We start from the raw sequence: 14,880 nt of genomic DNA, 5'->3' as shown, positions 1-14,880 counted from the left end.
AAGATGAGCAAGAAGCGAAAGACCCCCGAGGAACTGCGCAGCCACCGCTGGTATGGCGTGAACGACCTGCGTTCGTTCGGCCATCGCTCGCGCACCGCGCAGATGGGCTACAGCCGCGAAGAGTACGCGGGCAAGCCGGTGATCGCCATCCTCAACACGTGGAGCGAGATCAACCCTTGCCATACGCACTTCAAGCAGCGCGTGTAGGAGGTCAAGCGCGGCATCTGGCAAGCGGGTGGCTTTCCGGTCGAGCTGCCGGTGCAAACGCTCTCCGAGCCGTTCCAGAAGCCCACCACAATGCTCTACCGCAATTTCCTCGCAATGGAAGCGGAAGAGACGATCCGCTCGTACCCGGCCGACGGCGTCGTGCTGATGGGCGGCTGCGACAAGACCACGCCCGCGCTGCTGATGGGTGCGATCTCCATGGATTTACCGACGATCTTCCTGCCCGCAGGGCCGATGCTCAACGGCAACTGGAACGGCGTGACGCTCGGCTCGGGCTCGGACACCTGGAAGTACTGGGCCGACCTGCGCGCGGGCAAGATCACCGAAGAGGACTGGAAGGGCGTGGAGGGCGGCATCGCGCGTTCGCCGGGCCATTGCATGACGATGGGCACGGCATCGACGATGACGAGCGCCGCCGAAGCCCTGGGCTTCACGCTGCCGGGCTTCGCCTCGATTCCGGCGCCGGATTCGCGCCACGCGCAGATGTCGGCGAAGACGGGCATGCGCATCGTCGAGATGGTGTGGGAGGATCTCAAGCCCTCGGACATCATCACGCGCAAATCGGTCGACAACGCGGTCACCACCTGCCTCGCGCTCTCGGGCTCGACCAACGCGATCGTCCACATGATCGCGCTCGCGCGCCGCGCCGGTGTCGATCTCACGCTCGCCCAGTACGATGAAATCGCGCGCCGCACGCCGGTGCTCGCGAACGTCCGCCCGACCGGCAAGTACCTCATGGAGGACTTCTACTACGCGGGCGGTCTGCGCGCGATGCTCAAGGAGCTCGGCGATCTGATCGACGGCACGCAGACGACCGTGAACGGCAAGACGCTCGGCGAGAACATCGCCGACGCGCAGATCTACAGCGAAGCGGTGATCTATCGCCGCGCGAATCCGCTGATGCCGGATACGGGGCTCGCCGTGCTGCGCGGCAACCTCGCGCCGGACGGCGCCGTGATCAAGCCGGGCGCGGCTCAGAAGCGTCTGCACGTGCACACGGGCAAGGCCGTCGTGTTCAGGGACTACAACGACATGGCCGCGCGCATCGACAGCGAAGAACTCGACTGCGACGAGAACAGCGTGATCGTGCTTCAGCACGCGGGACCGGTGGGCGCGCCTGGCATGCCCGAGTGGGGCCAGCTGCCGATTCCGCAAAAGATCCTCAAGAAGGGCGTGCGCGATATGCTGCGCATCTCGGATGCGCGCATGAGTGGCACGAGCTATGGCGCGTGCGTGCTGCACGTGGCGCCGGAATCGTTCATCGGCGGACCGCTCGCGCTCGTGCGGGACGGCGACATGATCGAGCTGAACGTGCCGGAGCGCCGCCTGAACGTGCTGATCTCCGACGAAGAGCTGGCGCGCCGCAAGGCCGCCTGGGTCGCGCCGGAACCGCGCTTCACGCGCGGCTATGGCGCGATGTACCAGATGCACGTGATGCAGGCCGACAAGGGCTGCGAATTCGATTTCATGCAGCGTGACGGCGTGGGCGGTTCGTGCGCCGGCGCCGGCGGCGAGCCCGAGATTCACTAACGAGACATACAAACCACAACGACTAAAGCTAGGAGTGAAAAAAAACTTGTGCGTGTGCGATAGAGAAGGGCGGCAAATGCAGGGAGGTGGTTCTCTACCCGGGGCTTTCAATGCGCGCGATCCGACAGACCGTGGCATAGTGCACGCACCTCCGTAACCGCGCAGAATCTCCAACTGGCGCAGACCCGATGACGTTGATCGACAAAATTCTTCCGCGTTATGACTTTCGTGAAGTTCACACGACGACGGCTCGCGCTCCTGGAAGCGTCATCCTGGACTGTGCCGCTCGCCAGCGGGCGCAGGATGATCCCGTTGTGCAACTGGCCATCGGGTTGCGAGAGCTTCCGCTTCGATTGATGGGTCGGTCGCGGCCCCGCCCCCTGGATCTCGACGACTTTATTTTCCTCGGCCGTGACGGCGACCGCAGCCTGGCGTTTGGGCTGACAGGCGCCTTCTGGCAAGCCGACTACGGATTGCTTGAAGTTCGGACCCTGGAAGCGTTCAAAACGGTCGACAGGCTGGATGTCTGTCAGCTGGTGATGGGCTTCGAAGTGGAGCCTATGCCATCGGGCGAAACGCTTTTGAGTACCGAAACACGCGTCTTTTGTCCGAACTCCGAAACGCGCCGCAAGTTCGCGCCCTACTGGTACGTCATCCGCCCAGTCAGCGGTCTGATCCGGCGGCGCATGCTCGGTCGCATCCGCAAGCAGTCTGAACGCATTGCTGCGTCCGGGTGAGGCGTACTTCTAGAAGGCGCTCTTTATCACGCCCCCGTCGGCTCGCAACGCCGCGCCCGTCGTCGCCGATGAAAGGGGACTGGCGATATAAGCCACGAGGGACGCAATTTCCCGCGGTGAACCAAATCGCTTGATGAGCGACGTGGGGCGAACCTTCTCGAAGAATTGCTTTTCGAACGCTTCGAACGATTGCCCGTCCGCCTTGGCAAGCGTTGCCACGAACTCGCCCACGCCGCGCGATTTCGTCGGCCCCGGCAAGACGCTGTTGACGGTAATGCCCGTACCGGCAACGGCTTCGGCCAGTCCGCGCGAGACCGCGAGCTGCGCGGTTTTCGTCATCCCGTAGTGGATCATTTCGGCTGGAATCTGCACGCCGCTCTCGCTCGAAATGAAAATAATGCGGCCCCAGTTCGCCTGCCTCATCGCGGGCAGAAACAGGCGAGCCAGGCGGACTCCGCTCAGGACGTTGACGTCGAAGAATCGCTGCCAGTCCGCATCGGGGATTGCTTCAAATGGCTTCGGCTCGAAGATACCCAGGTTATTGACCAGAATTTCCACATTCGGATAGCGCCGTGCGAGCGCTTCCGCTGTGGCAGCGCTACTGAGGTCGCCCGCGAATCCATATACGTCGCCGCCGGTGTCCGCTTTCAGTTGCGCGACCACGTCGTCGACGGATGGCTGGGAGCGGCCATTGACGATGACTCGAGCGCCCTCCCGCGCCAGGGTGCTGGCGATAGCCAGTCCGATGCCTGCTGTGCTTGCGCTGACCAGCGCGAGTTTGCCTTTCAGGTTCAGGTCCATGAGAGATTTCCTTATCCTTGCATGAAGTTGCAACGGCGACATCGCGTGTTGAAGAACCGCATGCCGCCGACTCTGATTTACGTACGTGTAATCGAGGCGCCCCCGTCGACCAGCGAAGCCGTGCCGGTCACGAAAGACGAATCGTCCGACGCAAGATAGAGCACCGAACGCGCGAGTTCCTCCGGCCTGGCGACGCGCTTGAGCGCGTGCAGCCCGGTCACGAACGCTTGCGATTCGTCGGTGTCGTTCATGCCGCGATACATTTCCGTGTCCACGGCGCCCGGCAACACCGCGTTGACGCGCACGCCTTGCGCGCCGTACTCGGCGGCCAGCGCCTGCGTCAAGCCGATCAGTCCGGCCTTGCTCGCCGCGTAGGCCGCGGTGCCGGGAAATGCGAAGGAGTACCCAACGAATGTCGACGTGAAGATGATCGAGCCGCCGCCTTGCTTCAACATCTCGGGAATCTGATGCTTCGCGCCGAGGAAGGCACTGGTCAGATTGGTCGCCAACGCGGCGTTCCAGCCTGTTTCCGAAATCGCGGTGCTCGGGCCCATCTCGCCCAATGTGCCGGCGTTGTTGAAGGCGATGTCCAAACGGCCGAAGCGGCGCACGGCAAGCGCGACCAGCGCCTTCGCGAAGTCTTCCGACTGCACGTCGCCGGCCAGATATGCGGCTTCGCCGCCTTCGCTGGCGATCTCCGCAGCGAGCGTTTCAAGCTCAGCCGCGCGGCGCGCCGCGATGACCACCTTCGCGCCTTCGTTCGCGAACAGCTTTGCCGTTGCGCGGCCAATACCCGAGCTGGCGCCCGTCACGATGGCGACTTTCCCTGTCAAGCGTTGCATTTCCAATCTCCTGATGAACTTGCATCGGCCAGTGCCCAATGCCCCGGCCAGTGAGCGCACTATAGGCTTCACTTTTGATTGCAGAAAGGCACAAAACATGGTCTTATCATTCAGCTTTTGTGAATCATCGGAGAGGAATATGGACCGCTTGCGCGCTTTCGAGGTTTTCGTGACGGTGGTGACTCGCGGTGGCTTTGCGCGGGCGGCGGATGCACTGGGCACGTCGCCCGCCAACGTCACCCGCTACGTGAACGACCTCGAAGCGCATCTGGGCACGCGCCTGCTCAATCGCACGTCGCGCACGCTTTCTCTCACCGAAGGCGGCGAGACGCTTTACGGCCGCTGCAAGTCCATTCTGGACGATGTCGCGGAGACGGAAGGGCTCGTGTCGTCCACGTCGGTCGAACCTCGCGGGCGACTGCGCATCAACGCGCCCGTGAGCTTTGGCATCGTGTATCTGGCGCCGCTGTGGCCCAGGTTCATGCAGAAATATCCCGGGATCGAACTCGACGTTGGGTTGATCGACCGCGTCGTCGATATCGTCGACGAAGGCTACGATATCGCGATCCGCATCTCGCGCGCCGGCTCGGCCAGTCACGCCGCGCGCAAACTGGCAACTTCGCAAAATATTTTGTGTGCGTCACCGGACTATCTGGCTCGCTTCGGACAACCAACTGTACCGGAGGATCTCGTCGAGCATCGCTGCATCGGGTACACCTATGCGGCCACCGGCGACGAGTGGCAGTTGATCGACCGTGGCGGCAAGACCCACGCGGTGAGGGTGGACTGTCCCATGCATACCAACAACGGCGACACCGCGCGCGCAGTCGCGCTCGCGGGGCAAGGCGTGATCTGGCAACCGACGTTCCTGATCGGCGACGATTTGCGCGCTGGCAAGCTCGTTCGGGTGTTGCCCGACTTCCGCCTGCCTGAAATTGACATTCTCGCCATGTATCCAAGCCGTCGACACCTGAGCGCCAGAGTGCGCGTCATGATCGATTTCCTGGTCGACGCGTTCGGCGGAGTGCCCCCTTGGGATCGGGGCGACGGAAATTGGGCGGGTGCCACGCCCGGGACGGATTGAGATCGTCCGGGTTCGGATGGGTGGCGGCAAGTTGGAAACACAAAACGGCCTGCCTATACTGGGCAAGGGAGGAGTCTTTCACTTCCCTGATAGGCGTTTGCAATCCTCATTGACGTACGAATGTCGAAAGATTGGAAAGGCAATGAAGTAATCAAGTTCGGAAACTGAGGGGGCAAACATGAAAGGCTTTAATCTCCCATTTGCTGTTGTTTCCGTAGCTTTGCTAGGTGCCTGTGGTGGGGGCGGTGGTGGTAGTAACGGCGAAGCCAGCCAGAATGTTGAAATTCCATTGCGACAGGCGCTAATAAACCAGTCCAACAAGGGAATATCCGATCTAGTGACCGTCACCGGTACGATCGATGGCAACAGTGCAACGGGATCAGGGACATTGGTCGATCAATCAGCAGTCGCAACTACCATTGCTGAGAATGGCGGGACAATCTCGATTGGCAGTAGCGGCGGTACACCCGTGATGGAATCGATTCATACCGTATCTGAAACTGTAACCGAATCCGGGATGTCACAGCCCGTAACCGTGAGTGATACAACCGTTGTTTTTACCAATCCATCGACGGGTGCAGAAATTGCCGAAATTCACCAGGATACAAATACGGTCGTGGAATTTCCGGCCTATACCATCCCTGAAACGGTGAAACCGGGAGATAGCGGCGTGCTGGGAGTTGGTACGGAGTATAACGATGGGGGAGGCCCAACTGGTAACACGGAAGAAATTGATTATTCAGTTCAGGCGGATACGCCAGGCGATGCCCTCGTTATCATCGAAAAAAAAGAGAAGGACAAAAACGGGAGCGTGATAGATGACAAAAAGAGAGAAGACAAGGTAGACAAAAACGGCAATGATACCTTTGTCTATCAGAATGATAATGGCCAAAAGAATGGTCACGCAGACGATCTAACCGGGCAGAACGAACAATAGTGTGGGCCTTGGGTAAATTGAGCTTCAACCTTGGCAAGATTCCATCTACGCAAGTCAATCAACGAAGGTGCGAACAGAGAATCACCCCGGAAATCTGCGAACAGCCAACAAAAAAGCGCCCAAGGGCGCTTTCCAATTCAACCCGCGAAACGAAGCACTACGACCGCTTGCCCCGCTGTTCCACCGGCGTGAAATCGTAGCTGGCGAAACTGCCGCCCTGATAGCGCTGCGCCGTGGCATCGAGCGGATTCTTCTGCGCCAGAATCTCGGCCGCCCAGTCCTCGGCGTTCTGCCTGGGCGCATAGCCAAGGCGTTTTGCATCGTCGTTCGCGCCTTCCTGAATCCAGTAGCTGCGCGTGTTGTTCGACACGCCCCACACCACGGCGAAGCCGATCTCGTCCACGTTGATCACGCGATCGACGAGCTGGAACAGGTCCTCGTGGCCGAACCACGTGCTCAGATGCCGGAACTCGGTGGGCCTCGGCAGGCAACTGCCGATGCGCACGTTGACGGTTTCGATGCCGTGCTTGTCCCAGTAGAGGCGCCCGAGCGATTCGCCCCATGCCTTGGAAAGACCGTAGAAGCCGTCCGGGCGGAACGCGCAGTCGAGCGTGAGCTTTTCTTCCACCGGATACATGCCGATCGCGTGATTCGAGCTTGCGAACAGCATGCGCTTCGTGCCGTGCCGGCGCATGCCTTCGTAGACTTCGACGAGGCCGCGCAGATTGTTCTCGATGATCTCGGGCAGCGGGCGTTCGACGCTCGTGCCGGCCATGTGGATCAGGACGTCGACGCCGTCGAGCAGGCGGTCGACCACGGCGGGGTCGCGCAGGTCGCCGTGCATCACGTCTTCGCCCGCGACGAGCGGTTCAAGCGGCTTCGATCCGGCTGCCGAGCGCAGGTTCACGCCACGTTCGAGCAGGCCCTTGCGCAACACGGTGCCGAGCTGGCCGGCCGCGCCGGTCAGTGCAACTTTCTTCACAGTGATTTTCCTCACGTTGGAACGCCGAAAGCCGGCACCGTTGCGGGCGCCAGTGGATAGGTCAATCAGGCTTCCACTTTATGCGATGGCTGGAGCGCTGGGGCAAACGGGCTGTCCGTTTGCTCGATCGAGATCAGTCGCCATGCGACGCAGGCGCCGATTGATTACGTCGAACAGCATCAGGCACACGAACACCTGGCCGCGTCGAGGGTCTCACGCTGGTCGGTCTGAAAGCCCGGTGCCGGTGCATGCCGCGCTTTCATGTAAGACATCATTCTATTTTGCGCGCAGTTGTAAAGCAAATAATGGTGCGCTGGGGATTTCCCTGATGTACCCCGCGATGCGCGCCTTGAAGCCGGGATCGGGTGACGGGGCTCACTGCTACGCCCAAGGCCCGAGACCTTGGAATAAGGGAAGCGCGCGCCGGCCCGGGACGTCGTCGTACGTCCGCGCCTGGCCCACGGCGCAATGGCGGGTTGACAATTTTCTTGTTGTATTACAACAATGCGACCGATCCGCTCGACACTTTGTCGAGCCGCCGCCCCGCACCCCGCGCCCCGCGCCCCGAGACACGACAACGGACGAGACACGATGAATTCACCCGCCATCCCCGTGAGCGAAGCCGCGCTCGAACAATTGCGCCACGTTTCCAACGCCACGCTCACCACGCAGCTTTTCAAGCGCGGCCTGCGCAACGTCTTCATGCAAGGCGTGAAGCCGCTCGCTACACCCGCCCCCGGTGCGCCGAACCTGGTCGGGCCAGCCTTCACGATGCGCAACATCCCGGCTCGCGAGGACCTGGACCAGCTGGGCGCTTTCCAGAACCCCGAGCATCCGCAGCGCAAGGGCGTGGAAACCGTGCCCGCTGGCGCGGTGCTCGTGCAGGACTGCCGCGGCGTGACCGACGCCGCCTCGATGGGCTCGATTCTCGCCACGCGGATGAAGGTGCGCGGCGTGGCGGGCATGGTCTCGGACGGCCCCGTGCGCGACAGCACGACCATCGCCGCGCTCGGCATCCCCGTGTTCTGCGCCGGCGCCTCGGCCCCGCTCAATCTCTGCAAGCACCACACGGTGGATCTGAACGTGCCGATCGGCTGTGGCGGCGTCGCGGTTTATCCGGGTGACATCATCGTCGGCGATGCGGACGGTGTGGTCGTGATTCCGCGTCATCTGGCCGAGGAAGTCGCGCGCGACGCCACCGAGCAGGAAACGCTCGAACGCTTCATCACCGGGCGCATCGAAGCGGGCGCGGCGCTGCCGGGCACCTATCCGCCGAACGAGGCAACGCTTGCAGCCTATGAGGCATGGAAGAAGGAGCAACGTTGAGCTGGCAGGCGTTGCATGATCGGACTTTTACTGTGTCGAGCCGTGGCTCGGCTTGCCCGACGCGATTCACACCGCGCTCGGGCTGCGCTGGCTAAAACCAGGGGAGACGGAGCGCCGCACTGCGCGTGAGCGCCATGCGACTCGCGTGAAGTCCGTGGTCGCGCTCGCGGAAATTGGTAATCAGCAGGTAAAGGCGGGCTCGAATGGGCTGAAACACGCACGAAACGGGGCTTGCGCGGGGCGCAAGCACGCTATCGGCGCGCCATATGACTTACAATCGACGACACTCCTGACAACCCAAAGTTCACCGTCCGATCATGTCTGAGCAGAAAGCGCCGAATATGCCGGCGCGGATTTACAGCGATATCCTCAATCGCATCATCGAAGGCGAATACAAGGAAGGGGAGCGCCTGCCGACCGAGCACATGCTCGCCGAGCGCTTCTCGACCTCGCGCCCGACGGTGCGCGAGGCGCTCGCGCAGCTGCGCGCGGACGGCATCATCGCAACGCGCCATGGTTCGGGCACGACGGTCATGCGGCGTCCGGACCCGGACGTGCGCCGCTTCGCACCGCTCGAAACGCTGTCTGACATTCGGCGTTGCTACGAGTACCGCGTGGTGGTCGAATCCGGGGCGGCCTCGCTGGCGGCCCAAAAGGCCGACGACGAAGACATTGCCGCGATCCGGCGCGAGTGGGACAACCTTCAGACCATCATCGAGACTTCGGGCATCGGCGCGAAGGACGACTTCGCATTCCACATGGCCGTAGCGCGCGCCTCGAAGAACCAGTTCTTCATCACCGCGCTCTCGGGCATCCAGGAGCAGATGGTCTTCAGCATGAATCTTTCGCGCAACCTCTCGCTCGTGAAGTCGATCGAGCGGCAGCGCCTCGTGCAGCAGGAACACCTCGAAGTGCTCGAGGCAATCCAGGCGCGCGACGCCGTGCGCGCCTCGACCGCCATGCGCGCGCACCTGGAGCGCGCCGTCAACCGGATGTTCGGCTCCTGAGCGGCGCACCGGTTTCGCGTGAAGGCGGCGTACGCGTGCGCCGCTTTACGCGGTCGCTGACTTCCACGCACGCGGCCCGAACCTGACGTTCCATTCCGTTGCCGGCACGAGGCGCGGCGGCGCCCACACACGATCGCAACGACCTTCGGCAACCCCCATAGCAAACGGGCGCGAGCCTCGCTTTGCACGAGAACTCACGCCCGTCTTCGTTCCGGCTGGCGCCAGGCACGAGGCCCTGCGCGCCAGCGGAAGGGAACTTACGCAGCCTGCTTGGCGGCGCGTGCCGACGCTTGCGCGACAGCCTTCGTCGCGGCCTTGCCGGCGGCGTCGAAGTTGCTTTCCGCGACTTCCACAGCTTGCTTCGCAGCCTTGTTCACCGACGCATACGCGCTGGTGGCGGCGGTCAGCGCCGACTTGATCGCGGCGATGGCGGCTTCCGAGCCAGCCGGCGCGTTCTTCGCGGCGTTGTCCACGAACGTTTCGATCGCGCGCTGCTGCGATTCGAACTGCGACTGGGCGGCAGTGGCGAATTCGGCCTGCGTGGCCGACACGATGCCGTAGACGCTGCGGCCATAGGCAAGCGCCTTTTCGGCGACGGGCTGGGCCGAGCCGACCTGTGCAGCGAAGAAGCCTTGCGGGTCCTTGGCCGACAATGCGCGGTGGGCCTGTTCCTGGCCTTCGGCGAATGCCGAGCGGGCGGTTTCGATGTTGAGTTCGGCGAGCTTGATTGCGCCTTCGAATGCCTTGCTCGTCAGGCCGAAAAGGGCCTCGAGACCGGCTTTCTGGGTGGCGGCGAATTGTTCGGGAGTCGGCAGGTTCATGTCTCTTTCCTTTTGGGGACGCTACGCGTCGGTTTCGGTTGCGAAAATGGAGGACTTTCGGATCGATCACCGGTTCGCGCAGAAATGTTTTGTGCGATGCAGCAATCGAGGTCATCTTAGCGCAACCATAAATCGTGTCAAGAACTTTTTTGTGCGTCGCAGCAACTATGTAAACGCCTGATTTTTGGTGGAAATTTTCAGGCGGCCGGGCGGGGTCGCGGCGGATCCCCGGACGCGTGAACCGCTTGAGCGCAACGCTTCGCTTGCGCGGGCAAAATGGCCTTCCCCGGGCGGCGAAGACAGTGCCGAGGCGGCTTACGACGCAGCCTGTGTGGTTCCCCAATCGAGTAGTGGCGGCCATCGATGCGGCTCAAATGAGCAATGTGCGAGGCCGCCACCGCGTTTCCATCAGGAGAGCGGTAATGGGTGCATCGAACGACAAGTCTCGCGGTCAATCCACGACGAGCACGGGCGCGCCGGTTGTCAGCGACCGCAACTCGCTCACGGTCGGTCCGGACGGCCCGATCCTTCTGCATGATGGCATTTTCTCGAACAGATGGCGCATTTCAACCGCGAGAAGGTGCCCGAGCGCCAGCCGCACGCGAAGGGCGCCGGCGCATTCGGCGAGTTCAAGGCGACCGAGGACGTCTCGCGCTACACGAAGGCGGCCGTGTTCCAGAAGGGCGCTGTCACGGAAATGCTGGCGCGCTTTTCGACCGTTGCGGGCGAAATGGGCAGCCCCGACACCTGGCGCGACGTGCGCGGTTTTTCGCTGAAGTTCTATACGACCGAGGGCAACTACGACCTGGTCGGCAACAACACGCCGGTGTTCTTCGTGCGCGACCCGATGAAGTTCCCGCACTTCATCCGCAGCCAGAAGCGTCTACCCGATTCGGGCCTGCGCGATGCCGAAATGCAGTGGGACTTCTGGACGAACAACCCGGAATCGGCACACCAGGTCACCTACCTGATGGGCGAGCGCGGGCTGCCGAGAACATGGCGCCATATGAACGGCTACGGCTCGCATACCTTCATGTGGGTGAATGCGGCGGGCGAGAAGTTCTGGGTCAAGTACCACTTCCACACCAACCAGGGCATGCAGTTCTTCACCAACGCCGAGGCCGCGGCGATGGCGGGCGAGGACGCCGACTTTCATCGGCGCGATCTGTTCGAAGCGATCGCGCGCAGCGAATTTCCGTCGTGGACGCTCTCCGTGCAGGTCATGCCCTATGCGCAGGCGAAGCATTACCGCTTCAATCCGTTCGATCTCACGAAGACGTGGTCGCACAAGGACTATCCGCTCATCAAGGTCGGCACGATGACGCTCAACCGCAATCCGGAGAACTTCTTCGCGCAGATAGAACAGGCCGCGTTCTCGCCGGGCAATACGGTGCCGGGCATCGGCCTCTCGCCGGACAAGATGCTGCTGGGCCGCGCGTTCGCCTATAACGATGCGCAGCGCGCGCGCATCGGCACGAACTTCAATCAACTGCCCGTGAACCGTCCGAAGGTGCCGGTGCAGACTTACCAGTTCGACGGCAACATGGCCTACGAACATACCGGCAATGCGCCGACCTATGCGCCGAACAGCTTCGGACGCCCGTGGGCGGACACGACCGGCCCCGCCGACGACGGCTGGGAAGCCGATGGCGACATGGTGCGCAGCGCCTACACGCTGCATGCAGAAGACGACGATTTCGGCCAGGCGGGTGCGCTGGTGCGCAACGTATTCAACGACAGGCAGCGTGAGTCGCTCATCCAGCAGGTGGTGGCGAGCCTGAACGGCGTGCGCAGTCCCGTGCGCGAGCGCGTGTTCGAGTACTGGAAGAAGATCGACTCCGACGTGGGCGCGCAGATCGAAAAGCAGGCGGGCAGCGGCAAGTAAGCCGCCGAACCCGCGATGGCGCAGCGGCGGCGCAGTAGTGCGCCGCGCCTCGAGAGAACCGGAACGGTCCTGAGAAACCGCTCCGGTTTTTTTGCGCCCGGCAATGTGAAGGCCATTGCACGTGAGCCGCCTGCGGACTAACTGGCAGAACCGCCATCTGGCGGATTCTGCAGCGTCAGGAACGAGCGGGCATAATGCGCGAGTCGCTGGGTGGGAAGCGTTGCGCAAGCCCGCCGGCTTGCGGCGCCTAGCGGGAATAAAACCGCCGCGCCGTGCGCTATCCCAACTGATCCGCAACGGTCGAGCTCACGTGAAAACTTCCCTCTCAGCCGAATCCGCTTTTGCCGATGCCGCCGCCGGCGCGCAAAAGTACTCGCGTGTAGCAGTGCTACTGCACTGGATGATCGCGCTGCTGATTCTCGCGAACGTCGCCCTTGGCCTGACTGTCGCGTTGATGCCCGACGGCTCGCTTTCGGACACCGCCATCCGCTTCGTGATCGACACGCACAAGTCGATTGGCATAACCGTGCTCGGCCTCGCCATTGTTCGCGTCCTGTGGCGTCTCACGCACCGGCCGCCGCCACTGCCCGCCGAATTCCCCAGCTGGGAGCGCGCGGCGGCCCATGCCGCGCACGTCGTGCTCTACGTGCTGATCTTCGCGATGCCGCTTTCGGGCTGGCTGCACGACTCCGCCTGGGTCGCCGCCGCCTCGCATCCGATGTATCTCTATGGGCTCGTGCCATGGCCGCGCATCGGCTTCATCATGAATCTCGATGCGGGCACGAAGGAGCAGTTGCACGCCCAGTTCGGCGCGCTGCATACCGCATGCAGCTATGCGCTCTATGGCGTGCTCGCGCTGCACATTGCGGGCGCGCTCAAGCATCAATGGGTCGATCGTCATTCGGTGCTGCGCCGGATGATGCCGTGAGCAACACGTAAAGGTACGACTTGAACAACACGCTCGATGAGGCGCTGGCCCGCACGTCGCCGCGCCTCGTGCCGCCTCCCACGCCTTTCGCGAGCATCGCGATTCACTCCAGCGTCATGGTGCTCTGGTTCGTGCTGTTCGCGCGCGCGTTCTTCCTGCAGGGCGTGGTCGCGTGGTCGACGGGCATTGCCTATGTCGTCTACGACACCGTGTTGCTGCTGTTCGTCGCGTGGAAGGCGCGGGTGCTGCTCGCACCTTCGCGCGCGGCCGAAAGCGCCGCGGCGAGCGAAGCAAGGCTGCCGACCCTCGGCGTGATCGTGGCCGCCCACAACGAAGCGGCGGTACTGCCGATTACCCTCGACGCGCTGTTCGCCCAGACCCGCGCACCGCAGCAGATCGTGATCGCCGACGACGGCTCGACCGACGGCACAGCCGCGCTGCTCGCGCAACGCTATGGCCTCGCCGATCCAGGCATTGGGCAGTTGAGCGCGCCTGCGCCGCAGTATCCGAATCTGCGCTGGCTGAGGCTCGCGCACGGCGGCAAGGCGCGCGCACTCAACGCCGCCTTGCTTGCGCTCGCAACGGAAACGGTCATGACCGTGGACGCCGATACGCTGCTCGAACCCGACGCCTGTGCGGCGATGGCGGGCGCGTTCGGCCGCGAGCGCGAACTGGTTGCGGCGGCGGGGCTGCTCACGCCGGTTTGCGACCATACGTTGAGCGGTCGTTTCTTTCAGTGGTTCCAGACCTACGAGTACATCCGCAATTTCATCTCGCGCTTCGCATGGATGCGCGCCGACAGTCTATTGCTCGTCTCCGGCGCGTTCGCGGGTTTTCGCCGCGACGCAGTGATGGCCGTGGGCGGCTTCGATGCCAATTGTCTTGTCGAGGACTACGAACTGATTCACCGTCTGCGCCGGTATTCGGCGCGCGAGGGGCTGGGCTGGGACGTGCGCGTGCTCGGCGCGGCCCGCGCGCGCACCGACGCGCCGGGCACGCTCGCGAGCTTTCTGCGCCAGCGCCGCCGCTGGTTCGCGGGCTTCCTGCAAACGCAATACTGGTATCGCGACATGACGGGCAATCGCCGGTATGGGAAGCTCGGCCTCATGATGCTGCCCGTCAAGGCGTTCGACACCGTGCAACCCATTTATGGGCTGACGGCGTTCGCACTGCTGATCGGATTCCTGTTCGACGGGCGCTTTACGATCGTGTTGCCGGTACTCGGCGTGATCGTCGGCAAGATCGCGATCGACCTCGCGTTTCATTTGTACTCCGTCCATCTTTACCGCCGCTGGAGCGGAGATCGCACGCACTCGAGCTTCGGCATGGCATTGCTCGCCGCTATCTTCGAGCCGTTCTCTTTCCAGTTGATGCGCCACAGTGGCGCGGCGCTCGGGTGGCTCCATTTCCTGCTCGGGCGGCGCAAGTGGGGCGTGCAGAAACGGGCCGGGCTGGCTGCGGCGCGCAGCCGCGAGAGCAGGGCTTCCCAATGATCTGATTTCCGTGGCACTCCAATTGCTCCCTGGGCGTATAGGGCCTTTGGTCCTCAGGGCCGCGCCATGCGCGCGGCGATGGCCTTTTAGCCGGTCAGGGAGAGTCTCATGCTTCGATTCAGCGTTTTCGCTTTTCTACTGCCGTTCGCTTTTTCGGGTTGTCTTTCGTTCAGCAGCAGCGATCCGAATCCCCCGCCCAGAGAGACTGTCGTCGTGCCGCAGTCGAGCCCCCCGCCCGCCGCGGCCGTCGCGCCGCCGCCGCCGGGTACGAGCTGCGTCGCG

The 14,880-nt window shown here is 63.0% G+C and carries 11 protein-coding genes and 2 pseudogenes; 9 read left to right on the top strand and 4 right to left on the bottom strand.

The features are described from left to right. Positions 1 to 3: 3 nt before the first annotated feature. Together araD and BMI01S_RS20635 are read left to right on the top strand one after the other, a co-directional pair. Positions 4 to 1,755 (top strand): annotated as a pseudogene (araD, locus tag BMI01S_RS20640) (L-arabinonate dehydratase). 188 nt (positions 1,756 to 1,943) lie between these two features. Next, the gene (locus tag BMI01S_RS20635) at positions 1,944 to 2,492 is read left to right on the top strand and encodes a hypothetical protein (RefSeq protein WP_028231656.1); all 549 of its coding nucleotides are present in this window, start codon (positions 1,944 to 1,946) and stop codon (positions 2,490 to 2,492) included. A 9-nt stretch (positions 2,493 to 2,501) separates the two neighbouring features. On the opposite strand, the gene BMI01S_RS20630 is transcribed toward BMI01S_RS20635, so the two are convergent. Further along, a complete protein-coding gene (locus BMI01S_RS20630; protein ID WP_028231657.1) occupies positions 2,502 to 3,293 on the bottom strand; it encodes an SDR family NAD(P)-dependent oxidoreductase in 792 nt (263 codons plus the stop codon). 77 nt (positions 3,294 to 3,370) lie between these two features. Beyond that, positions 3,371 to 4,135, bottom strand: a complete 765-nt coding sequence (locus BMI01S_RS20625; RefSeq protein WP_028210963.1) for an SDR family oxidoreductase — start codon at positions 4,133 to 4,135, stop codon at positions 3,371 to 3,373. 139 nt (positions 4,136 to 4,274) lie between these two features. On the opposite strand from BMI01S_RS20625, the gene BMI01S_RS20620 reads away from it, so the two are divergent. Both BMI01S_RS20620 and BMI01S_RS40945 read left to right on the top strand, forming a co-directional pair. Then, positions 4,275 to 5,219, top strand: a complete 945-nt coding sequence (locus tag BMI01S_RS20620; RefSeq protein WP_028231658.1) for a LysR family transcriptional regulator — start codon at positions 4,275 to 4,277, stop codon at positions 5,217 to 5,219. Between the two features lie 178 nt (positions 5,220 to 5,397). Continuing rightward, complete coding sequence (locus BMI01S_RS40945) at positions 5,398 to 6,156, top strand: hypothetical protein (protein WP_154671319.1); 759 nt, start codon at positions 5,398 to 5,400, stop codon at positions 6,154 to 6,156. A gap of 157 nt (positions 6,157 to 6,313) precedes the next feature. On the opposite strand, the gene BMI01S_RS20615 is transcribed toward BMI01S_RS40945, so the two are convergent. Continuing rightward, entirely contained in the window at positions 6,314 to 7,138 is an 825-nt protein-coding gene (locus BMI01S_RS20615) for an NAD-dependent epimerase/dehydratase family protein (RefSeq protein WP_028231659.1), read from the bottom strand. A 591-nt stretch (positions 7,139 to 7,729) separates the two neighbouring features. Here BMI01S_RS20615 and BMI01S_RS20610 point away from each other — a divergent pair. Both BMI01S_RS20610 and BMI01S_RS20605 read left to right on the top strand, forming a co-directional pair. Then, complete coding sequence (locus tag BMI01S_RS20610; RefSeq protein WP_028210967.1) at positions 7,730 to 8,464, top strand: ribonuclease activity regulator RraA; 735 nt, start codon at positions 7,730 to 7,732, stop codon at positions 8,462 to 8,464. Positions 8,465 to 8,805: 341 nt separating this feature from the next. Next, entirely contained in the window at positions 8,806 to 9,471 is a 666-nt protein-coding gene (locus tag BMI01S_RS20605; protein ID WP_409372322.1) for a FadR/GntR family transcriptional regulator, read from the top strand. Positions 9,472 to 9,728: 257 nt separating this feature from the next. Here the strand turns inward: BMI01S_RS20605 and phaP are convergent, their stop codons facing one another. Next, positions 9,729 to 10,292: a TIGR01841 family phasin gene (gene phaP, locus BMI01S_RS20600; RefSeq protein WP_028231660.1), complete on the bottom strand. Its 564-nt coding sequence runs from the start codon at positions 10,290 to 10,292 to the stop codon at positions 9,729 to 9,731. 422 nt (positions 10,293 to 10,714) lie between these two features. On the opposite strand from phaP, the pseudogene BMI01S_RS20595 reads away from it, so the two are divergent. The 3 genes and pseudogenes from BMI01S_RS20595 to BMI01S_RS20585 all read left to right on the top strand — a co-directional run bounded on the left by BMI01S_RS20595 (position 10,715) and on the right by BMI01S_RS20585 (position 14,598). Then, a pseudogene (locus tag BMI01S_RS20595) lies at positions 10,715 to 12,177 on the top strand (catalase). Positions 12,178 to 12,487: 310 nt separating this feature from the next. After that, positions 12,488 to 13,105: a cytochrome b gene (locus BMI01S_RS20590; RefSeq protein ID WP_028231661.1), complete on the top strand. Its 618-nt coding sequence runs from the start codon at positions 12,488 to 12,490 to the stop codon at positions 13,103 to 13,105. A gap of 20 nt (positions 13,106 to 13,125) precedes the next feature. Then, positions 13,126 to 14,598: a glycosyltransferase family 2 protein gene (locus BMI01S_RS20585; RefSeq protein ID WP_028231662.1), complete on the top strand. Its 1,473-nt coding sequence runs from the start codon at positions 13,126 to 13,128 to the stop codon at positions 14,596 to 14,598. Positions 14,599 to 14,880 lie beyond the last annotated feature (282 nt).

The sequence above is a fragment of the Paraburkholderia mimosarum LMG 23256 = NBRC 106338 genome (assembly GCF_000739815.1).
GTDB lineage: Bacteria > Pseudomonadota > Gammaproteobacteria > Burkholderiales > Burkholderiaceae > Paraburkholderia > Paraburkholderia mimosarum.
Note: the sequence above shows the minus strand (reverse complement) of the source record. Positions and strands in the feature narration are given on the sequence as shown.